Source organism: Rhodococcus sp. BP-316 (genome assembly GCF_019836105.1).
GTDB lineage: Bacteria > Actinomycetota > Actinomycetes > Mycobacteriales > Mycobacteriaceae > Rhodococcoides.
In genome coordinates, this window is sequence record NZ_JABUEE010000001.1 from 561149 (window position 1) to 581636 (window position 20488).

Genomic DNA, 20488 nt, shown 5'->3' on the forward strand with positions numbered 1-20488 from the left:
ACGGCCGGGTTTTCGCGTTTCCGGGGTGTCCGTCGTGTCCGTGGCGGGACTACCGGCGATGCGCAGGAACGGCACGACCCGCGGCGGTCGTCGACCCGGCCAGGCGGGTCATCACGTGACCGATAGCCATGCCGCACAACCCGATTGCGATGACGGTCATGCGGCGCACCGCCCCTCGACGGGACGGGTGACGGCGGCGCGCAGGATCGTCGAGAGGCGGTCGCGTTGCTCTGCGGTGAGGGCCGGGGCCTCGTCGACCACCGCGCGGATCACCGCGGGGTCGATCACGACGAGAGTCCGAACACTCGATCTACCTCGTCGAGATCGACTCGGACGGTGCGCGGCCCGATGCGGTGACGGGTGAGTGTGCCGTCGGCAAGGCGCCGAGACACGGTGGCGGTGCTGGTGTTGAGGTACGCCGCGGCCTCGGTGATGGACACGAGGCGGCGGGTGGTGGCGGTGATCGCCATGGTTTCTCCCACGTAGTGACGGCCAGGGTCGTGGTCGTCACTCGTTCGGAGGGGTTGCACCTCACATCGGTCGGGGGTGTGAACCCGAGCCGCGCCGTTGATTCAGACGCTACAGGAACTTCACGGCCGTCACCAGCCCTACCCCTCGGAAAATGTTGCGGTGCAACACATCATGCATAACTCATGCACGGCGCCACTCGATCTCGATGGTGGCCGCGAACGCCTCGGGCGTGAACGTGTGGCGGCCCCGGCCTAGCGGGCGCAGCGTCACGACGGCCAGGGCGTCGATGACGGCTCGACGGCGCGCGTCGGTCATCTCGGCCCATGCCGCCGCCACGTCACCGCTCGAGACCAACGGGGCCACGAGATCCCCCGCCCCGGCGGCGGCCATCGTGGTCTCGATCTCGGCCAGTCGTGCCCGCACGCGCTCGTTGGCGGTGCGGAACTGCGTGCGGGTGAGTGCGCCGTCGGCGTAGTCGACGGCCAGGTCGTCGAGGCGGCGGCGCAGGGTGTCGGCCTCGGTTCCGAGATCCCGCGTCTCGGCCTCGACCTCGGGAGCGAACAGGGCCAGGGCGTCGGGCCGCGACAACCGCTCGACGATGACGGCCTCGACGTATTCCTCGACCGGCTCGGCCTTGCGTGCGAGGTGTTCCATCCCCGAGCACCGATAAGTGCGGTAGTGCCGCCGTGCACCCCCGGCGTGGACCGTCGCGCCGCACACCCCGCACAACGCGACACCCGTCAACAGGGCCTTGGCGTTGACCGGTGCCCGCCGTCGCTCGGGTGATGCCAGCAGTGCCGCCGTGGCCCGCCACGTGTCCTCGTCGACCACGGCGGGCCACTCGGCACGCCCGACGATGTACGCCTCGGGATCCTTGCGGAACGCCCCCTGCGTGCCCGTGGGGCGGTGGCGGCGTAGTCCCGCGTTGCGCGGGTTGAGCAACACGTCTCGGACGCCGGTGCGTGCCCACGAGTTCGGCGTGCCGTCGCGCTTGTTCTGCGTCGTGGCGTGGCCGCGGTCGTTCCAGTCTCGGGCGATGGCGGTCAACGTCTCCCCCGCCAGCAGGGCGGCGTACCCGGCTCGGATGGCCGCGGCCTCGTCGTCGCGCAGCGTCTTGCCGTCGGCCTCGTAACCGAACGCGCGGCGGCCACCGACCCACCGGCCTAGTGCCGCCGCCTGCGCCGCGGCGGACTTTTGGCGGGCCGACTTGCGTTCGACCTCCTGTTGGCCGACCGAGGCCATGATGCGGGCGTTCAAACGCCCCCCGTCGGTTGCAGTGTCGATGCTGTCGTTTGAGGTGATGACACTTACCCCGGTGGTTTCGTACATGTCGAGGATCCGCTCCAACTCGATCAGCCTCCGGAGCAGGCGGTCGAGGTGGCGGGCAACGATCACATCGAACGCCCCCGCCTCGGCGGCGGCCAACATGCGCTCGAATGCGGGCCGGGGCTTGCGGGACATGGCCGAGACGTCGTTGTCGACGAACGTCTCGACCACAGTCCACCCGCGCGCCTCGACGAGGCGCATCACGTCGAGACGTTGACGGTCGATCCCGTACTCGTTTCCGTCACGGTCCATGGACTGACGTAGATACACAGCAACACGCATAACACCCATGTTAGTGCGCTGGCTAAGCGCAGGATGCGGTCCGCGCCCCGCGCCGTGATGCCACCGCGCCGCAGCGCCCGTTCGATCGGGATCAACGCCTCGCGTTCGAGCCGGAAGCGCTGGCGCAGTGCCGATCCGGGTACTTCGGCATTGGTCTGCCAGCCGAACTCGGACCACCGTTCCGCCGCCGCCTGCCGCGCTGCCGTCACTCTGCCGCGCACCACCTCGGTCGTCTCCCCCACGTCGTCGGTCAACATTCCGGTCGCAGCGGGCTGCATCGACAGCCGCAGGTCCACCCGGTCGAGCAGTGGTCCGGACAGCTTGCCGAGGTAGCGCCGGCGGGCGTTCGGCGCACACACGCAGTCGGCGGTCCGCGGCGAGGCGCACGGACACGGATTGGCCGCCAGCACCAGTTGGAAGCGAGCGGGATAGCGGGCGACCCCGTCGCGCCGCGCGATGCGCACCTCGCCGTCCTCCAGCGGGGTACGCAGTGCCTCCAGCACGCGCACCGACATCTCGGCGCACTCGTCGAGGAAGAGCACGCCGTGGTGCGCCCGGCTCACCGCACCCGGTCGCGCCATGCCGCTTCCGCCGCCCACCAGTGCCGCCACCGAGGTGGTGTGATGCGGCGCGATGAACGGGGCGGTGGTGATCAACGGACACTCCGCCGTGAGTGTCCCCGCGACGGAGTGCACCGCCGTCACCTCCAGGGCCTGACCCTCCGTCAGCGGCGGCAGCAGGCCGGGCAGCCGACCCGCGAGCATCGTCTTGCCGATACCGGGCGGTCCCGTGAACATCAGATGGTGTGCGCCGGCGGCCGCGACCTCGAGAGCCCAGCGTGCTTCGGACTGTCCGACCACGTCGGCGAGATCGCCGTACCGGGGCTCCGGACCCGGCCGTGTCGGCATCGGTTCCGGGAGAGTGCACCGGTGCGAGAGCCACTCGATCACCTGCCGCAGATGCGCGGCCCCGAGTACCTCGATCCCGCCCACCAGGCCCGCCTCGGCGAGGCTGTCCTGCGGCACCACCACGCGGGTCCATCCCGCTCCGCGTGCGGCGAGCACGGCGGGAAGGACCCCTCGCACGCTCCGCACCCGCCCGTCGAGTGCCAGCTCCCCCACCAGCACCGTCGAGGCCAACAGACCCGGCGGCACCACCTTGGCGGCGCCGAGCACCGCGCACGCCAGTGCCAGGTCGTACACGGATCCCACTTTCGGGAGTGTGGCCGGCGACAGCGCGAGCACCACCTTGGACGCGGGCCAGCTCTGGCCGGAGTTGTTCACCGCGGCCCGCACTCGGTCCCGTGACTCCTGCAGCGCCGCATCGGGGAGTCCGACCACGTGCACGCCCGGTAGGCCCCGCCCCACGTCGGCCTCGATCTCCACGAGGATGCCGTCGATGCCCGTGACGGCGACCGAGAACGTCCGTCCCAGCGCCATCAGAACGCCGCCCTCAGATGCGAGAGCAGAGGCCCCCGGCCGTCGGCGATCACGACCTCCACGACGTCGAACCGCACCGGCACCCACGGACCGGACCGCTCGGCGAGCCACAGCCCGGCCAGCCGGTGGATGCGCTGCGCCTTCGCCGGCGTGACCGCCTCGGCCGGAGTGCCGTACCCATCGCCGGAGCGGGTCTTCACCTCGACGAACACGACGATGTCGCCGTCCACGCCGATGATGTCGACCTCGCCGTGCCGGCACCGCCAGTTGCGGTCGAGAATGCGCAGACCCACCGTCGTCAGATACGACGCGGCAGCTTCCTCGCCCGCTCTGCCCATTTCCGCGTTCGTCGCCATGGCTCTCCTCGCCGACCCGGTGCCCGGTGGTGGGCACACCCGGTGTCGGAGCACGACTGTGCAGGCACGCGGCGACCGTGCCGCGGCGCCGACCTGCGGCCGCAGAAAACCCGGGGACGACGCTCGACCCGGGGATGACGGACCACCGAAACCCCCTGTTGCGCGGCGCTCGGCCGTGGGGTTTGCGATGATCGGGTCATGAACACTGCACGCGACTCGTCGGCGAGCGGGACGCCGTCCGGCAGTGAGTTCCTTCTCCGCCGCGTGCCGGACGATCGGCGGCCCGCTCACCCCTATGCACTGCTGTGGACGTCGAACGATGCGCTGGGTCGGGAATCGACCAGGGAGGTGGGGTGCGGCGACTACTCGTGGGCGCTACGGACGGCACGCATCCTGTCCATTCCGCGCGCGTCGATCGAGCACGACCAGCGCGGCGGCGTGGACGACGGCTACGAGGGGTGGCACCTCAACGCGCGGATCCTGGGAACGGATCAGCGCTGATTCACTCGGGAAGTCCCCGTCACTCAGGAAGTCGCAGATCCGGCTTGTCGAGTTCCTCGATGTTGACGTCTTTGAACGTGATCACCCGGACGTGCTTGACGAAGCGCGCGGGTCGGTACATGTCCCACACCCACGCATCGGACATCCGCACCTCGAAGTAGATCTCGCCGTCCGCGTTCCGCGGGATCATCTCCACCGAGTTCGCGAGATAGAAGCGACGCTCGGTCTCCACCACGTAGGTGAACTGGCCGACGATGTCGCGGTACTCCCGGTACAGCGACAGTTCCATCTCGGTTTCGTACTTCTCGAGATCCTCGGCACTCATGCCGCCATCATCGCGCATCGGCGCCCTCGTGTTCCCATCGACCCCGCTCCTGCGGCGACACCGTCGGTGCGGCGCCGGCATCCTCGAGGCAGGCGACGTTCGACCACGAGCGACGGTGCTCCCGGCTCGCCCCGAGACGGGCGAGGGCGTCCGTGTGCAGCGTCGTGTTGTAGCCCTTGTGTACGGAGAAGTCGTAGCCGGGGATGTCTCCGTCGAGTGAGCGCATGATGCGGTCGCGGTGCACCTTGGCGAGCACGCTCGCGGCGGCGATACAGGCCGCGGTGGCGTCCCCACCGATCACCGGGAGTGACGGCGCGGGAAGCCCGGGCACCCGAAAACCGTCGGTCAGGACGTACCCGGGGTCGACCGACAGTCCGGCTACCGCGCGGCGCATGCCCTCGATGTTGGCGACGTGGATGCCGATGCGGTCGATCTCGGCCGCGGGGACGGTGACGATCGAGTATGCCGTCGCCCAGCGGATCACCTTCGGGAACAACGACTCCCGCGTCTTCTCACTCAACTTCTTCGAGTCGTCCAGAAGGTCCAGCGCGGCGCGGGCGCGATCGCCCAGGATGCACGCGGCGATGACCAGTGGGCCCGCACAGGCGCCACGACCCGCTTCGTCCACGCCCGCCACGGGCCCGAGCCCCGACCGGAGAAGGGCCGACTCCATGGTGCGCATGCCACCCGCACGCCGGATGACGGTGCGCGGCGGCCACGACGTCCGGGAGAGCCGCGTGGTCGACTTCATGGGCCCCGAACTCACTGCCCCTGGATGTCCGGATCGTCGATGAGACCCCAGCGACCGGGCGGCAGCACGATGGCCTGCGCCTTGCCGATCACGTTGTCCAGCGGGATGGTTCCCTGCAGTTCGTCGGCGACGTGGAAGCGCGAGTCGGCGGAGTTGCTGCGGTTGTCACCCATGACCCACACGTTGCCCTCGGGCACGGTGACGGGCCCGAAGCACCGCCCGGAACGGATCGGGGTGTCGCACGTGAGCGTGCCGGGCACGAAGTCGAAGTCCATGGTGATGTACGGCTCGTCGAGCGGCTTGCCGTCGACGAGAACGCGCCCCTGCTCGTCGCAGCACTCGACGGTCTGACCGCCGGTGGCGATGACGCGCTTGACCAGATCGTTCTCGTCCGGTGCGACCAGGCCGACGAGGGATCCGAGTTCCTGAGCGCCGCGGACGACGACGTTGGACGACCGCGTGGAGACGTAGTCGCCGTCCCAGGACGGCGGTCCGCGGAACACGACGACGTCACCGGCCGTCGGATCGCCGAAGCGGTACCCGATCTTCTCCACGACGATGCGGTCACCGGTGCAACCAGTGCAGCCGTGCAAGGTCGGCTCCATCGATTCCGAGGGGATCAGGTACACCCTCGCGACGAAGGTCTGCAAGAGGAAGCTGAGCACCAGGGCGACCAGGATGAGAATCGGGAGCTCACGCCAGAAGGACCGTGGCTTCTTGGTTCGCTGCGCCTCGTCGTTGTCGTCGCCCGCGCGCTCGTCCGTCACGGGTCAAGATTAGCGGCAGCGCCGCGGTGCAGAACGGCCGGGACGCAGAACGGCCGGACACCGGGGAACGAGTCCCCTGTGTCCGGCCGTCCAGCGAGTGGAACGCCGAAGATCAGCGCTTCTCCTTGATCTTGGCTGCCTTGCCGCGCAGCTCGCGCAGGTAGTACAGCTTCGCGCGACGCACGTCACCGCGGGTCAGCACGTCGATCTGGGCGATGTTCGGGGTATGGACGGGGAAGGTGCGCTCCACGCCGACGCCGAAGGACACCTTGCGGACCGTGAAGGTCTCGCGGATGCCGCCACCCTGACGCCGAATGACGACGCCCTTGAAGATCTGCACGCGCTCCTTGGAGCCCTCGATGACCTTCACGTGCACGTTCAGTGTGTCGCCCGGGCGGAACTCGGGAATGTCGCTGCGCAGCGACTGCTTGTCCAGGAAATCCAGGGTGTTCATGGTTCATCCTTGCTGTGACGAGATCTCGAGCAGAGGACCCGAGCGGCTGCCGTCGGCGGATGCCGTCGACGCTCGACTGGTTCGTACTCCGAATAGGTGTCCACCGGATGCCGGGCATGCGAGTAGCACGCCCGGTGTCAGGCAACCCCACGATTGTGCCAGAGAACCGGTGCCCGACGAAATCGGCCGGATCAGCCCGCGCCGACCGATTCGCGATCGGGGCGCGACTCCCCCGGCGCCGGCGCCGGAACGACGATGCGATCGAGTTCGTCCTCGGCAGCGGCGCGCACGTGCGCGACGTCGGGCGTGCCCGCGATGGCGTCCTGCATCCAGATCTTCGCGCGGACGACGGGACGGCGCAGGTTGCGCTCGCGCCGCAGGGCCTTCTCCATCCGCCGCGGGCGTCGGGTGTAGCGCCAGCGCGCCCAGGGTGACCCCGGCCGGCCGATCCGGATCGCGCCGATCACGAGCAGCGGCAGAAAGAACAGGCCGGCGAGCCCGGTCCAGATCTTGCCCTTCGCGAGGACGATCGCGGCGAGGAGGAGATTGAGCGCGGCCAGGACGACGATGATGCTCCGCACCGCGACGCTGGGATCGTCACGGAAGCCGGCGACGTCGAAGAACTCGAGCGGTTTGAGACCGAACAGCAGCATGACGGTGGCGGCCACGGCGACGAAGACCGCGTCGACGGAGGTGCGGCCCTGCTCGGCCCAGTACACGTCCTCCAGGTAGAAGATGAGCGCGAACTCGTCGAGTACCAGTGCCGCACCGATACCGAAGAACGCCGCGAGCGCCGCGCCCGTGGTCTGGGTGCCGTCGACGTACACGGTGATCATCGCGATACCCGAGACCAGCATGGCGATCACACCGAACACGACGTGATGCACGTGGTGTCCGCCCGGCGTGACGTTGCCCGGCCACCAGGACACCTGCGCGCGGATCATGCGGACGCTGAACCGGATGAAGACGAACCCGGCGATGAACCCGACGAGGAAGAACAGCAGCGGGATGCGCCCCTCGTCGGAGACGTGGTGCATCCACCGCTCCATCGCAGCGCCTTCCTGCCGTGCCCGTCCTGTGACGAGGAAGTCTATCCGCGCCGCCGCGACACCCTCTACTTTCCGAAGCCCGCCTTCCGCAGGGCATCGGCCATCGATCCCGTTGCCGCGGCCGGTGCCGAGGACTGCGCTCCCTTGCGCGGTCCGGCTCCGGTCTTCTGCCTGTTCCGCGCGCCCTGGCCTCCCGACCCGCCGCGTGGAGCCGATGCCGCTGCCGTACCGCCGATCTCGTCGGTCAATCGCAGGGACAGGCCGATCCGCTGGCGCGGCAGGTCGACCTCCATGACCTTCACGCGCACGACCTGTCCGGACTTGACGACGTCGTGCGGGTCCGAGACGAAGCGGTCGGACATCGCCGAGACGTGGACGAGTCCGTCCTGGTGCACACCCACGTCGACGAAGGCGCCGAAGGCCGCCACGTTGGTCACCACTCCCTCGAGCACCATGCCCGGTCGGAGGTCGGCGACCTTCTCGACACCGGCCGCGAAGGTGGCGGTGGCGAACTCCGGACGCGGATCGCGGCCGGGCTTCTCGAGCTCGGACAGGATGTCGGTGACGGTCGGGAGTCCGAACCGGTCGTCGACGAAGTCCTGCGGGCGCAGGGACCTCAGCACCCGCTCGTTGCCGATCACCTCACGGACTCCCATGCCGGCCCTGTCGACGATGCGGCGCACCACGGGATATGCCTCGGGGTGCACGCTCGACCGGTCGAGGGGGTCGTCGCCGTCGGTGATGCGGAGGAACCCGGCGCACTGCTCGAAGGCCTTGGGCCCGAGCCGCGGAACCTTCTGCAGTGCGGATCGGGATCGGAAGGGGCCGTTCTCGTCGCGGTGCGTGACGATCGACTCGGCGAGAGTGGTGGCCACGCCGGAGACGCGCGCGAGCAGAGGCACGCTGGCGGTGTTGACGTCGACGCCGACCGCGTTCACCGCGTCCTCGACGACGGCGCCCAGGGAACGCGCCAACATGGATTCCGAGACGTCGTGCTGGTACTGCCCCACGCCGATCGACTTCGGGTCGATCTTCACCAGTTCCGCGAGGGGATCCTGCAGACGACGGGCGATGGAGACCGCGCCGCGGATCGAGACGTCGAGATCGGGCAGTTCGCGCGACCCGTAGGCGGACGCGGAGTACACGGAGGCGCCGGCCTCGGAGACCATCGCCTTGGTCAGGTTCGCGTCCGGGTACTTCGCGATGAGTTCCGCCGCCAGCGCGTCGGTCTCACGCGACGCGGTGCCGTTGCCGATGGCCAGCAGATCGACACGGTGCTTCGCCGCCAGTGCGGCCAGCGTCGCGAGCGCCTCGTTCCACTTGCCCTGGGGCTTGTGCGGATAGATGGTGTCGTACGCGAGGACCTTGCCGGTGGGGTCCACGATCGCGACCTTGGTCCCCGTGCGGAACCCGGGGTCGAGGCCCATGGTGGTGCGACTGCCGGCGGGCGCCGCCAACAGCAGGTCCTTAAGGTTGGAGGCGAAGACGTCGACCGCGCGCTCCTCCGCGGACTGCCGCAGGCGCATGCGGGTGTCGATGCCCAGGCTGACCAGAAGCTTGGTCCGCCACGCCCATCGCACCGTGTCGAGGAGCCACCGGTCGGCCGCACGGCCGTGGTCGCCGATACCGAAGCGCGCCGCGATGCGGGTCTCGTACACCGACGAGTTACCGGGTGCGGGTTCGTCGGTGTTCGGCTCCGGATCCATCGTGAGGGAGAGCACCTCCTCCTTCTCCCCGCGCAGGACTGCCAGTACTCGATGGGACGGAACGGAGGTGAAGGACTCGGAGAACGCGAAGTAGTCGGAGAACTTCGCACCGTCCGTCTCCTTGCCCGGTCGCACCGCGCTGGTCAACCGGCCACGGGTCCACATCAGCTCGCGCAGCGACCCGACGAGGTCGGCGTCCTCGGCGAAGTGCTCGACGAGGATCGCGCGCGCACCGGCGAGCTGCTCCTCGTCGAAGGACGTCGGATCGGTGGTCGGATCGGACAGCAGGGCGTCCGCCACGGGCTGGTGGCCGGCCTCGCGCGCGATCTGCGCCTTGGTGCGGCGCTTCGGTTTGAACGGGAGGTAGATGTCCTCGAGGCGCGCCTTGGTGTCCGCGAGCACGATCGAGTCCTCGAGCGCGTCGTCGAGCTTGCCCTGCGAGCGGATGGACTCGAGAATCGCGGCGCGGCGCTCGTCGAGCTCGCGCAGGTATCGCAGTCGCTCGTCGATCGTGCGCAGCTGGGTGTCGTCGAGCGTGCCCGTGACCTCCTTGCGGTAGCGCGCGATGAACGGCACCGTCGCACCCCCGTCGAGCAGGTCCACGGCGGCGCGTACGCGCTCCTCCGCGACGTCGAGCTCCTCGGCGATCCGGCGATTGACAGATTTCACAGCGGTCGTCACGGCGATGGACCCTACCGCGCCGGTACCGTGGAGTGACGGTGCCGCCCCGGGTTCCGAGCGCCGACGCGCCCGGTACGTCCACTCTCGAATGTGGGGGCACTCGATGACAGAACGGTAGTCACGTGACAACTCCTTCGGCGCGCCTGCGACGAGCCTCCACCATGATGGCGGCGGTGGCGCTCGCCACCACGATGGCGGCGGCCTGCGCGCAGCCGGCCGACCCGGCGGCGACGACGATCCCGGTCGCACCGGAGTTCCCCGAACCCGAGATGCCGATGGCACCGGACCTCACCGGCCGCCTGCAGCAGGCACTCGACGGCGCGGCCGCTCGCGGCGCGACGCTCTCCATCGGCTTCCTCGATCGGGAGACCGGGACGTACATGGGTTCCGGTGACAACGATCCGATCGAGACGGCGTCGGTGGTCAAGTTGTTCATCGCCGACGATCTGCTCTACCGCTCGTCGCGCGGCGAGTTCGCCCTCGACGAGGAGTCCCGTGCCCTCATCGCGCCGATGCTCTCGTCGTCGGACGACAGTGCGGCACAGGTCCTGTGGGACGCCGCCGGTGGATCCGACGTCGTGGCACGCGTCGCCGGCCGCTACGGCCTGCCCGCCACAGCCGCGTCGGCGGACGGGATCTGGTGGAACACCCGGACCACCGCGGCGGACCTGGTGAGGTACTACGACGCCGTCCTCGACGGCACCGGCGGACTGAACCCGGCGGACCGGGCGACTGTCGTCGGAGACCTCGAGGCCTTCACCCCCGAGGGAGCGGACGGCTATCCCCAGACCTTCGGCATCCCGCGGGCACTCCCGGGCGAGACGGTCCGCGGGGTCAAGCAAGGCTGGATGTGCTGCGTCGACGGTCGGTGGATCCACCTGAGCACCGGGTTCGTCGGCGACGGGGAGCGCTACGTGGTGGCGGTGCTCTCGCGGGAGGATCCCTGGTACGGCGCGGACGGCGGCAGCGCGGAGACGACGGCGGACACCGCGGTGACGGACGACGACGGCGCCAAGCACGCGCGCGTCACCGTCACCGGCGCGCTGAAGATCCTGTTCCCCACCGGGGTCGTCGCCTGAGAGATCGCGTCAGGGCAGGAGGTCGGGCCGGCGCTGAGCGGTACGCTCGAGCGACTGTTCCCGCCGCCACTGTTCGATGCGGGAGTGGTTGCCGGACAACAGGACCGGCGGCACGTCCAGGCCGCGCCACGTGGCCGGTCGGGTGTATCCCGGCCCCTCGAGGAGACCGTCGGAGAACGAGTCCTGTTGGTGCGAGAGCTGATTGCCCAGGACGCCGGGCAGCAGCCGCGTCACGGCCTCGGTCATCACCAGCACCGCGGCCTCGCCGCCGATGAGCACATAGTCCCCGATGCTGACTTCCTCGACGCGCACCCGGGTCGCCGCGTCGTCGAAGACTCGCTGATCGATGCCCTCGTAGCGGCCGCATGCGAACACCAGATGATCCTCGCGCGACCATCTCTCGGCGGTGCGCTGGGTGAAGGGCACTCCGGCGGGCGTGGGCACCACCAGGATCGGGTCGGCGTCGCGCATGACGTCGTCCAACGCGTCTCCCCACACCGTCGGCTTCATGACCATGCCGGGGCCGCCGCCGTAGGGCGAGTCGTCGACCGCCTTGTGCACGTCGTGTGTCCAGTCCCGGAGGTCGTGGACACCGAGGGTCACCAGACCGTTCTGCACGGCCTTGCCCAGCAGCGCGGTACGCATGGGCTCGAGGTACTCGGGGAAGATCGTCACCACGTCGATACGCATGGTCACTCGCCGTCCAGAAGCCCTTCGGGCGGGTCGATCTCGACGGTCCGCGTCTCGCGGGAGACCGACACCACGATCGCGGACACGAACGGTACGAGCAGTTCGCGGCCGACGTTCTCGTCGGCCGGCGTGATCGACAGCAACTCCCCCGCAGCGGAGTGCAGCACCTCGCTGACCGTGCCGATCACCGTGCCCGCCGACTGGTGATCCGGAGCGAACTGCACCGTCATGCCCTCGAGCTCGTGGTCGTAGAACTCGTCCGGATCGTCGGACGGGGGTAGATCCGCGGTGTCGACGACGAACACGGTGCCGCGCATCGCGTCGGCGGTACTGCGATCGTCGATTCCCTTCAGACGCAGCAGAAGCCGCCCGGAATGCTCCCGGGCGGCTTCCACCGTGTAGTCGGTCGTGCTGTTGTCGCGACGCGCACGGCCGTGCAGAACGGATCCCGGAGCGAACCGCTCGTCAGGATCGTCCGTGCGGACCTCCACGACGACCTCGCCCTTGATGCCGTGCGACTTGGCCACGCGGCCCACGACGAGCTCCACGTCGGTGATCAGCGATCGGTGTCGACGACGTCGACACGGATCCCACGGCCGCCGATACCCGAGACGAGGGTACGGAGCGCGGTGGCGGTACGACCGCCACGGCCGATGACCTTACCCAGATCGTCGGGGTGCACGTGCACCTCGACGGTCCGGCCACGGCGACCGGTGATCATCTCGACACGAACGTCGTCCGGATTGGACACGATGCCGCGAACCAGATGCTCGACGGCGTCGGCGACCATGGTGCTCACAGGTGGGTCCTACTTCTCGGTGGACTCGGCGGTGGCGTCCGCGGTCTCGTCTGCCGGTGCGCTCTCGGCGTCGTCCGCCTTGGCGGCCTTCTTCTTCTTCGGCGTGGTGGCCTCGGCGACGGGCTCGTTGTCGGCGGCGGCGAGCGCAGCGTTGAACAGGTCCAGCTTGGACGGCTTCGGCTCCTTGACGCGGAGCGTGCCCTCGGCGCCCGGCAGGCCCTTGAACTTCTGCCAGTCACCGGTGATCTTGAGGAGTGCCTCGACGGGCTCGGTGGGCTGTGCGCCCACGCTCAGCCAGTGCTGCACGCGATCGGAATCGATCTCGATCAGCGACGGCTCTTCCTTCGGGTGGTACTTGCCGACGGTCTCGATGGCACGGCCACCGCGACGGGTACGCGCGTCGGCGATGACGACGCGGTACTGCGGGTTGCGGATCTTGCCGAGACGGGTGAGCTTGATCTTGACTGCCATGTGAAACGAAGCCTCTTTCGATGTGGTCGCAGGACGCGACCGCTGGTCACGGCGCAATTCAGCGATGCGCACGGCATGCGCACCCGGTTTTGCGGTGGATGGGTGTTGTGACCGCCGCTCGGTACGGAACCGGAGACGGGCGAACAGCGCCTTATTCTGCCAGACACCGCCCGAGCGTCATAATCCCAGCCCGGTCACCAGATCCGGCCGCGCAAGACCACCACGTCCGGCGCCGACAGGACGTCCGGCCCGGTTCGTGGGTCCGTGGAGTAGAACACCAGATCCGCGGGTGCGCCGTGCTCGATGCCCGCACGCCCGAGCCACCGCCGCGCCGTCCAACTGGCCGCACCCAGGGCGTCGGTCGGCGACAGGCCCACGCCCACCAGCGCCGCCACCTCGTCGGCCACCCGCCCGTGCTCGATGCTGCCGCCCGCGTCGGTGCCCGCGTAGATCGGGACTCCGGCGTCGTGCGCGCGCCCCACCGTGTCCGCCACTCGGGCGTGCAGATCGCGCATGTGATCGGCGTAGCGCGGGTAACGGGTGGCCGAGTCGGCGATCGACGGAAAGGTCTCGATGTTGATGAGCGTGGGCACCAGTGCGGTTCCGTGCTCGACCATCATCTCGATGGTCTCGTCGGTCAGGCCGGTGCCGTGTTCGATGCAGTCGATGCCGGCACCGATCAGCCCGGGCAGCGCGTCCTCGCCGAAGACGTGCGCAGTGACCCGGGCGCCCTCGGCGTGGGCGGCGTCGATGGCCCGGCGCAGGACCGCGTCGTCCCACAAGGGTGCGAGGTCGCCGACCTCGCGGTCGATCCAGTCGCCGACCAGCTTGACCCACCCGTCGCCGAGGCGCGCCTGCTGAGCCACGGCCTCGGGCAGTTGCGACTCGTCCTCGAGATCGACGGCGAGGCCGGGAATGTAGCGCTTGGGCATCGCGATGTGCCGACCCGCGCGGATGATGCGCGGCAGATCCTCGTGGTCGTCGAGTGCGCGGGTGTCGACGGGCGATCCCGCGTCACGCAGCAGCAGCGCACCCACCTCGCGCTCGGTGGTGGCCTGCGCGACGGTGCCGTCGTGATCCTCGTGCCCGCCGCCGTACGTGATACCGACATGGCAGTGCGCGTCGACGAGACCCGGAACGATCCAGCCGCCCCGCGCCACCGTGGTGGCACCGGGAACCGGATCCAGTGAGACGAGGCCGTCTCGCACCCAGACGTCCACCTCGTCGTGGCCGGGCAGCACGACGCCGCGCAGATGCAGACTCGGCGAGATGCGCACCGCGTGCTCCGCCCTACTTCTTGGGGAGCTTCAGCTGCGACAGGTCGATGCCCTCGAGGCCCGGCGGAAGCTGGTCGAGGCCCTTCGGCATCGAGGACAGATCGGGCATCCCCGCGGGCATTCCGCCCGGCATACCGGGGAAGCCTCCCCGCACGCCCTTCGGCGGTGTGGGTCCGCGACCGCCCTTCTTCCCCTTCTTGCCCTTCTTGTTGCTGCGCTGAACCTGCTTGCGCGCGCCGGGCATGCCCATGCGGCCGGCCATCGACGCCATCATCTTGCGGGCCTCGAAGAAGCGGTCGACGAGCTGGTTGACGTCGGAGACCTTCACACCGGAACCGTTGGCGATGCGCAGACGACGGGAGGCGTTGATCATCTTCGGATCGGCCCGCTCGGCGGGTGTCATACCGCGGATGATGGCCTGCACGCGGTCGAGCTGCTTGTCGTCCACCGACGCGAGGGCGTCCTTCATCTGACCGGCACCGGGCAGCATGCCGAGCAGGTTGCCGATCGGTCCCATCTTGCGGATCGCCATCATCTGCTCGAGGAAGTCCTCGAGCGTCAACTGGCCGGACCCGATCTTCGCGGCGGTGTCCTCCGCCTGCTTCGCGTCGAAGACGGTCTCGGCCTGCTCGATGAGGCTGAGCAGGTCGCCCATGCCGAGGATGCGGCTCGCCATGCGATCCGGGTGGAAGATCTCGAAGTCCTCGAGCTTCTCGCCCGTCGACGCGAACATGATCGGTCGACCGGTGACCTCGCGGACGCTCAGCGCGGCGCCACCGCGGGCGTCGCCGTCGAGCTTGGTCAGCACGACGCCGGTGAAGCCGACACCGTCCTGGAAGGCCTGCGCCGTGCTGACGGCGTCCTGGCCGATCATCGCGTCGAGCACGAACAGGATCTCGTCGGGGTTCGTCGCGTCGCGGATACCGGCGGCCTGGCCCATGAGCTCGGTGTCGATACCGAGACGGCCCGCGGTGTCGACGATGACGACGTCGTACTGCTTGGCCCTGGCCTCCGCGACACCGGCGCGAGCGACCTCCACCGGATCGGCCGCGGTCACGCCGAGGGCATTCTCGCCGCCGCCGATCGACGTGCCCGGATGCGGCGCGAAGACGGCGGCGCCCGCACGCTCGCCGACGATCTGGAGCTGACTCACCGCACCGGGGCGCTGGAGGTCGCAGGCCACGAGGAGCGGGGTGTGGTTCTGGTCCTTGAGCCACTTGGCTAGCTTGCCGGCGAGTGTCGTCTTACCGGAGCCCTGCAGACCGGCCAGCATGATGACGGTCGGCGGGTTCTTCGCGAACTCCACCCGCCGGGTCTCGCCACCGAGGATGCCGACGAGCTCGTCGTTGACGATCTTGACGACCTGCTGCGCGGGGTTGAGAGCAGCGGAGACCTCGGCGCCCTTCGCGCGCTCCTTGATCCGAGTGATGAAAGCGCGCACGACCGGCAGCGCGACGTCGGCGTCGAGCAGTGCCAGGCGGATCTCGCGGCACACCGCATCGATGTCGGCGCCCGAGAGCCGACCCTTGCCTCTCAGATCCTTGAGGCTTCCGGTCAATCTGTCGGACAGTGATTCGAACACCGATACTCCTGAACATCGCGAGAGAAGTGAAGACTCCGTCGACCAGACTAACGGTCGATCGACCCGGCGGTGGCCCGGCCCGACGCGTACCTCAGTCGTCCGACTCGGGCTCCTTCGGACGCAGGGCGGGGACGACGGCCAGCAGCGCGCGTTCGAGCTCCTCGCGCTGTGCCCGCGATCCGGCGCCGCCCTCCGACGCCCCGCTGGTGTCGACGCAGAACGCGTCCACCACCGAGGATCCGCGGGTGGTGACCTTGGCCCAGCGCACGTCGGCACCGTGCTTCTCGAAGACGGACGAGAGCCGGCACAGCAGCCCGAGCCGATCCTCGGCGCGGACCTCCACGATCACGGAGTCACCGTCCGGACCGTCGAACCACAGCACCCGCGGCGGCGCCTGCGCGTACAGCAGCACCTCCGACGAGTCGAGCGCTCCGAGATCGCCGTCCGACGCGGCGATCCGTGCCCCGGCCTCCTTGAGGTCGAGTTGCGCGAGCAGGTCGAGGTCCCCGTCGAGTGCCCGGATGAGCTCCTGGCGCAGCAGGCCGGGCTGGGGCGGCGCCCCGAAGGTGGGCGTGACGACGAAGCGGTTGATCGCGAACCCGTTCGCGCTGACCACGGACGCGGACAGCACCCGCAGCGCGGCCAGAGCGAGCACGCCCGACGCGTTGGACAGCAGGCCGAGCCTGTCCGGCGCGGTCACCGTCACCTCGAACGTGTGCGGACTGTCCGACGGCTGCAGATCGACGTCGACTCCGCCCTCGGCGGCGCGGGCCGCGAGCGCCGCGTCGATCGGATCGGGCGTCGGCAGTGATTCACCGGCCATGATCATGCGGCAGCGCCGCACGAGCTCACCGATGAGCGAGGACTTCCAGTCCCCCCAGACACCGGGTCCCGTCGCGAGCGAGTCCGCCTCGGCCAGCGCGTGCAGGAGTTCGAGCAGGATCGGATCGCCGTCCAGCGCGTCGACCACCCGCTGCACCGTCGCGGGATCGTCCAGGTCGCGTCGGGTCGCGGTGTCCGGCAGGAGCAGATGGTGGCGCACCATCGCCTCGAGCAGCCGGACGTCCGACGGCCACAGACCGAGCCGCTTGCCCACCTGCGTGGCCAGATCCGCGCCGACGATGCTGTGGTCTCCCCCGCGGCCCTTGCCGATGTCGTGCAGCAGTGCCCCGAGGACCAGCAGGTCGGGCCTCGCGACCCGGGTGGTGAAACCGCTCGCGTGAGCGGCGGTCTCGACGAGATGGCGATCCACGGTCCAGGTGTGCACGGCGTCGCGCGGCGGCAGGTCGCGCACCGCCCCCCACTCGGGAAGCAGACGCCCCCACAGGCCCGTCCGGTCCAGAGCCTCGATCGCGTCGATGGCGCGGCGGCCGGATCCGAGGACCACCAGCAGGTCGTTCAGTGCCTCCTTCGGCCACGGCTCGCGCAGTTCCGGTGCACTGTCGGACAGCCGGCCCAGGGTCGACGCGGACATCGGCATCCCTGTCACCGCGGAGGCCGCAGCGACACGCATGATCAGTCCCGGATCCTTGTTGGGGCGGGCGTCCCGCGCCAGCACCACCTCGCCGGCGTGCTCGACGACCCCCTCGTCCAGGGGCCGACGCACAGGTACCCGGCGGAGCCGCGAGAGTCCGCGTCGCGGTATGGCATTCCCGGCGGTACGCAGGCCCACGTCCGTCGAGTAGACGATGGTGCGCGCCGAATCACTCAGTACGCGTGCGAGATCGAACCGATCGCCGATACGGAGCGCGGCGGCGATCTCGTCCGCGTCCTGCGCTCGCAGCTGATCACGGGCACGGCCCGCCACCCGGTGCAGCTCGGTACGGACGTCGAGGATCCGTCGGTGAGCGAAATCCAGTCCACCGCCCGGTGATTCGGGCCCGAGGCCCGGCATCGCGTCGGTGAGCTGCGCGATGGAGAGCGCGTCGAGCAGCTGCACGTCGCGCAGTCCGCCGCGTCCACTCTTGAGATCGGGCTCGGCCCGGTGGGCGATCTCGCCGCTACGCCCCCAGCGAGTGCGGGTCAGCGCGTGCAGTTCGTCGAACCGATCGCGGATCCCGATGCGCCACTGACGCCGGGTCCCGTCGATCAACATCGAACTGAGTTCGGCGTCGCCCACGATGTGTCGGGCGTCGAGCAGACCGAGGGCCGCGGTCATGTCGTGGGCGGCCACGTCCAGAGCCTGCGGAACCGTGCGGACACTGTGATCGAGCTTGATGTGCGCGTCCCACAGCGGGTACCAGAGTTGGTCGGCCACACCGCTGACGAGCGCGGGATCGAGATCGTCGTGCAACAGCACCAGGTCCAGGTCCGAGTACGGCAGCATCTCGCGGCGACCCAGGCCGCCGACGGCGACGATGGCGAATCCGCTGTCCGGCTTGATGCCCACCTCGGAACCCTTGGTGGTCAGCCAGAACTCGTGCAGATCGACGAGCGCCTGGCGCAGCGCCGTCGCGTCCAGTCGTCGATTCCGGCCCTGGCCGGCGAGCAGTTGCTCGCGCGCTCGGACGAGATCCGCCGCTGCTTCGGAACCTCCCACGGGGCTCACTCCTTCTGGTGTCGTGTCGCCGAGAAACAGATCGGCCGCGGATCCGCCCCGTCGAACGAGGCGGATCCGCGGCCGGACTGACGGGAACTACAGAGCGTCGGAGCCACGCTCGCCGGTGCGCACGCGCACGACGGCCTCCACGGGCGAGACCCAGACCTTGCCGTCACCGATCTTGCCGGTACGGGCTGCCTCGACGATCACCTCGACGACCTTGTCCACGGCCGCATCGTCCACGACGACCTCGACGCGCACCTTGGGAACGAAGTCCACGGAGTACTCGGCACCGCGGTAGACCTCGGTGTGGCCCTTCTGTCGGCCGTACCCCTGTACCTCGCTCACGGTCATACCGAGAACGCCTGCCTGCTCGAGAGCCGTCTTGACGTCCTCGAGAGTGAACGGCTTGACGATTGCAGTGATCAACTTCATGTCTCACGCCTCCTTGCTGGGAACGCGTCCCAGTGTTGACCCACCGAGTGCCGCAAAGTCGTAGGCGGTCTCGGCATGTTCCGATTCGTCGGCTCCCATGGATTCACCATCGTCGTCGATCCGGAGGCCCACGGTGTACTTGACGATGAGCGCGACGATGGTCGTACCCACCAGAGAGTAGAGCAGCACCGCACCGGCACCGACTGCCTGACGCCACAGCTGGTCGAATCCGCCGCCGTAGAACAGCCCCTCGACACCGGCCGGCGCCTCGGAGGTGGCGACCAGTCCGACGAGCAGCGTGCCCACCAGACCGCCGACGAGGTGGACGCCGACGACATCGAGCGAGTCGTCGAAACCGAACTTGAACTTCAGGCCGACGGCCAGTGCGCAGAGCACACCGGCGACGACGCCGATGACGAGTGCACCGAGGATGTTGACCGAGGAGCAGGCCGGGGTGATGGCCACGAGTCCGGCGACGATGCCCGACGCACCACCGAGACTCGTCGCGTGCCCGTCACGGATGCGCTCCGTGAGGAGCCAGGCCAGCATGGCTGCGGCCGTGGCCGCGATGGTGGTGACGAAGGTGGCACCGGCGATGCCGTTGGAGCCGACGGCGGAACCGGCGTTGAAGCCGAACCAACCGAACCAGAGGAGGCCGGCACCCAGCATGACGAACGGCAGGTTGTGGGGGCGGAACGGAGTACCCGGCCATCCCTTGCGCTTGCCCAGGATGACGGCGAGCACCAGACCCGCGGCACCCGCGTTGATGTGGACGGCGGTACCGCCGGCGAAGTCGACCGCCGCGAGCTTGTTGGCGATCCAACCACCGGTCGTGGTGGTGACCTCGTCGAAGGAGAAGACCCAGTGCGCGACCGGGAAGTAGACGAGGGTCGCCCACAGTCCGGCGAACAGCAGCCACGGTCCGAAGCGCATGCGGTCGGCGACAGCGCCGGAGATGAGCGCGACCGTCAGGATCGCGAACATGGCCTGGAAGGAGACGAACACGGTCGCGGGGATGGTGCCGACGAGCGGGATCGCGGCATCGGTGAGCACACCGGCCTCGTCCTCGGACGCGAGGTACGTTCCGCCGATCAGGCCCTTGAGCCCGAAGTACTGGAACGGGTCACCGATCAGGTTGCCCTTGTCCTCGCCGAAGGTGACCGAGTAGCCGTACAGCACCCAGAGAACGCCGACGACGCCCATCGCGCTGATGCTCATCATGATCATGTTCAGCACGCTCTTCGCGCGGACCATGCCGCCGTAGAAGAACGCAAGACCCGGAACCATGAGCAACACGAATGCCGCGCTTGTCAGCATCCATGCGGTGTCACCGGTGTCGGGCGCACCGATAGTGGGAAAATCCACCTTGAGCCTCCTCCTTCTTCCTCGCCCCAGCCGATGGCGGCTGACGACCTGAGGAGAAGGGTGCTCACTCGACGTTTCGGCGACGACACTGCGGTGTTTCGTCGGTGTGAACGCACAGCCGAATCATGTTGCGACCGTGTTGC

Annotated in this window: 22 protein-coding genes; 2 read left to right on the forward strand and 20 right to left on the reverse strand. The window is 69.2% G+C overall.

Annotated elements, in window-relative coordinates; translation table 11 throughout:
* Positions 1-156 precede the first annotated feature (156 nt).
* The 5 genes from HQ312_RS21770 to HQ312_RS02625 all read right to left on the reverse strand — a co-directional run bounded on the left by HQ312_RS21770 (position 157) and on the right by HQ312_RS02625 (position 3874).
* Positions 157-288, reverse strand: a complete 132-nt coding sequence (locus tag HQ312_RS21770) for a hypothetical protein (protein ID WP_261781971.1) — start codon at positions 286-288, stop codon at positions 157-159.
* The gene (locus HQ312_RS02610) at positions 285-470 is read right to left on the reverse strand and encodes an AlpA family transcriptional regulator (protein WP_222637718.1); all 186 of its coding nucleotides are present in this window, start codon (positions 468-470) and stop codon (positions 285-287) included. Before HQ312_RS02610 ends, HQ312_RS21770 begins: the two co-directional genes overlap by 4 nt.
* A 181-nt stretch (positions 471-651) precedes the next feature.
* Complete coding sequence (locus HQ312_RS02615; RefSeq protein WP_222637719.1) at positions 652-2049, reverse strand: recombinase family protein; 1398 nt, start codon at positions 2047-2049, stop codon at positions 652-654.
* Positions 1998-3518 carry a YifB family Mg chelatase-like AAA ATPase gene (locus tag HQ312_RS02620; RefSeq protein WP_222637720.1) on the reverse strand — a complete coding sequence of 507 codons (1521 nt, stop codon included), beginning with the start codon at positions 3516-3518 and terminating at the stop codon, positions 1998-2000. Before HQ312_RS02620 ends, HQ312_RS02615 begins: the two co-directional genes overlap by 52 nt.
* The gene (locus tag HQ312_RS02625; RefSeq protein ID WP_222630762.1) at positions 3518-3874 is read right to left on the reverse strand and encodes a YraN family protein; all 357 of its coding nucleotides are present in this window, start codon (positions 3872-3874) and stop codon (positions 3518-3520) included. The genes HQ312_RS02620 and HQ312_RS02625 overlap by 1 nt, the downstream gene beginning before the upstream one ends.
* 198 nt (positions 3875-4072) lie before the next feature.
* Here HQ312_RS02625 and HQ312_RS02630 point away from each other — a divergent pair, with 198 nt between their 5' ends.
* Positions 4073-4375, forward strand: coding sequence for a hypothetical protein (locus HQ312_RS02630; RefSeq protein ID WP_204867859.1), 303 nt, complete (start codon positions 4073-4075; stop codon positions 4373-4375).
* 19 nt (positions 4376-4394) lie between these two features.
* Here HQ312_RS02630 and HQ312_RS02635 read toward each other — a convergent pair whose 3' ends face one another.
* The 6 genes from HQ312_RS02635 to HQ312_RS02660 all read right to left on the reverse strand — a co-directional run bounded on the left by HQ312_RS02635 (position 4395) and on the right by HQ312_RS02660 (position 10108).
* Positions 4395-4700: a DUF2469 domain-containing protein gene (locus tag HQ312_RS02635; protein ID WP_027505026.1), complete on the reverse strand. Its 306-nt coding sequence runs from the start codon at positions 4698-4700 to the stop codon at positions 4395-4397.
* Positions 4701-4707: 7 nt separating this feature from the next.
* Positions 4708-5451, reverse strand: a complete 744-nt coding sequence (locus tag HQ312_RS02640; RefSeq protein WP_056445340.1) for a ribonuclease HII — start codon at positions 5449-5451, stop codon at positions 4708-4710.
* 11 nt (positions 5452-5462) lie between these two features.
* A complete protein-coding gene (gene lepB / locus HQ312_RS02645) occupies positions 5463-6218 on the reverse strand; it encodes a signal peptidase I (RefSeq protein ID WP_222630753.1) in 756 nt (251 codons plus the stop codon).
* A 112-nt stretch (positions 6219-6330) separates the two neighbouring features.
* Positions 6331-6672 carry a 50S ribosomal protein L19 gene (gene rplS / locus HQ312_RS02650; protein WP_027505024.1) on the reverse strand — a complete coding sequence of 114 codons (342 nt, stop codon included), beginning with the start codon at positions 6670-6672 and terminating at the stop codon, positions 6331-6333.
* Positions 6673-6863: 191 nt separating this feature from the next.
* Positions 6864-7721, reverse strand: a complete 858-nt coding sequence (locus tag HQ312_RS02655; protein WP_222637721.1) for a hypothetical protein — start codon at positions 7719-7721, stop codon at positions 6864-6866.
* Between the two features lie 65 nt (positions 7722-7786).
* A complete protein-coding gene (locus HQ312_RS02660; protein WP_222637722.1) occupies positions 7787-10108 on the reverse strand; it encodes a Tex family protein in 2322 nt (773 codons plus the stop codon).
* Positions 10109-10230: 122 nt separating this feature from the next.
* Between HQ312_RS02660 and HQ312_RS02665 the strand changes: the two genes are divergently transcribed.
* The gene (locus HQ312_RS02665) at positions 10231-11187 is read left to right on the forward strand and encodes a serine hydrolase (protein WP_308123768.1); all 957 of its coding nucleotides are present in this window, start codon (positions 10231-10233) and stop codon (positions 11185-11187) included.
* 9 nt (positions 11188-11196) lie between these two features.
* Here HQ312_RS02665 and trmD read toward each other — a convergent pair whose 3' ends face one another.
* The 9 genes from trmD to HQ312_RS02710 form a co-directional block, all read right to left on the reverse strand.
* A complete protein-coding gene (gene trmD, locus HQ312_RS02670; RefSeq protein ID WP_056445343.1) occupies positions 11197-11877 on the reverse strand; it encodes a tRNA (guanosine(37)-N1)-methyltransferase TrmD in 681 nt (226 codons plus the stop codon).
* A 2-nt stretch (positions 11878-11879) separates the two neighbouring features.
* Positions 11880-12425, reverse strand: coding sequence for a ribosome maturation factor RimM (gene rimM, locus HQ312_RS02675; protein WP_222637723.1), 546 nt, complete (start codon positions 12423-12425; stop codon positions 11880-11882).
* 8 nt (positions 12426-12433) lie between these two features.
* Positions 12434-12676: an RNA-binding protein gene (locus HQ312_RS02680; protein ID WP_027505019.1), complete on the reverse strand. Its 243-nt coding sequence runs from the start codon at positions 12674-12676 to the stop codon at positions 12434-12436.
* Between the two features lie 9 nt (positions 12677-12685).
* Positions 12686-13147, reverse strand: a complete 462-nt coding sequence (gene rpsP / locus HQ312_RS02685) for a 30S ribosomal protein S16 (RefSeq protein ID WP_027505018.1) — start codon at positions 13145-13147, stop codon at positions 12686-12688.
* Between the two features lie 194 nt (positions 13148-13341).
* Complete coding sequence (locus tag HQ312_RS02690; protein WP_222637819.1) at positions 13342-14406, reverse strand: amidohydrolase family protein; 1065 nt, start codon at positions 14404-14406, stop codon at positions 13342-13344.
* Between the two features lie 31 nt (positions 14407-14437).
* Positions 14438-16006 (reverse strand): signal recognition particle protein, encoded by a 1569-nt coding sequence (gene ffh / locus HQ312_RS02695; protein ID WP_056445067.1) that lies wholly within the window; start codon positions 16004-16006, stop codon positions 14438-14440.
* Between the two features lie 91 nt (positions 16007-16097).
* The gene (locus HQ312_RS02700; RefSeq protein WP_261775694.1) at positions 16098-18584 is read right to left on the reverse strand and encodes a [protein-PII] uridylyltransferase; all 2487 of its coding nucleotides are present in this window, start codon (positions 18582-18584) and stop codon (positions 16098-16100) included.
* A 57-nt stretch (positions 18585-18641) separates the two neighbouring features.
* Positions 18642-18980 carry a P-II family nitrogen regulator gene (locus tag HQ312_RS02705; protein WP_027505009.1) on the reverse strand — a complete coding sequence of 113 codons (339 nt, stop codon included), beginning with the start codon at positions 18978-18980 and terminating at the stop codon, positions 18642-18644.
* A 3-nt stretch (positions 18981-18983) separates the two neighbouring features.
* Complete coding sequence (locus HQ312_RS02710; protein WP_027505008.1) at positions 18984-20345, reverse strand: ammonium transporter; 1362 nt, start codon at positions 20343-20345, stop codon at positions 18984-18986.
* Positions 20346-20488: the final 143 nt, after the last annotated feature.

What these genes read in the sequence shown, in the direction of transcription:
- rplS (WP_027505024.1), bottom strand. Translation starts at nt 6,672, where the DNA reads ATGAACACCCTGGATTTCCTGGACAAGCAGTCGCTGCGCAGCGACATT.
- HQ312_RS02625 (WP_222630762.1), bottom strand. Translation starts at nt 3,874, where the DNA reads ATGGCGACGAACGCGGAAATGGGCAGAGCGGGCGAGGAAGCTGCCGCG.
- HQ312_RS02655 (WP_222637721.1), bottom strand. Translation starts at nt 7,721, where the DNA reads ATGGAGCGGTGGATGCACCACGTCTCCGACGAGGGGCGCATCCCGCTG.
- HQ312_RS02635 (WP_027505026.1), bottom strand. Translation starts at nt 4,700, where the DNA reads ATGAGTGCCGAGGATCTCGAGAAGTACGAAACCGAGATGGAACTGTCG.
- HQ312_RS02630 (WP_204867859.1), top strand. Translation starts at nt 4,073, where the DNA reads ATGAACACTGCACGCGACTCGTCGGCGAGCGGGACGCCGTCCGGCAGT.
- HQ312_RS02640 (WP_056445340.1), bottom strand. Translation starts at nt 5,451, where the DNA reads ATGAAGTCGACCACGCGGCTCTCCCGGACGTCGTGGCCGCCGCGCACC.
- HQ312_RS02615 (WP_222637719.1), bottom strand. Translation starts at nt 2,049, where the DNA reads ATGGACCGTGACGGAAACGAGTACGGGATCGACCGTCAACGTCTCGAC.
- rpsP (WP_027505018.1), bottom strand. Translation starts at nt 13,147, where the DNA reads ATGGCAGTCAAGATCAAGCTCACCCGTCTCGGCAAGATCCGCAACCCG.
- HQ312_RS02620 (WP_222637720.1), bottom strand. Translation starts at nt 3,518, where the DNA reads ATGGCGCTGGGACGGACGTTCTCGGTCGCCGTCACGGGCATCGACGGC.
- HQ312_RS02610 (WP_222637718.1), bottom strand. Translation starts at nt 470, where the DNA reads ATGGCGATCACCGCCACCACCCGCCGCCTCGTGTCCATCACCGAGGCC.
- HQ312_RS02705 (WP_027505009.1), bottom strand. Translation starts at nt 18,980, where the DNA reads ATGAAGTTGATCACTGCAATCGTCAAGCCGTTCACTCTCGAGGACGTC.
- trmD (WP_056445343.1), bottom strand. Translation starts at nt 11,877, where the DNA reads ATGCGTATCGACGTGGTGACGATCTTCCCCGAGTACCTCGAGCCCATG.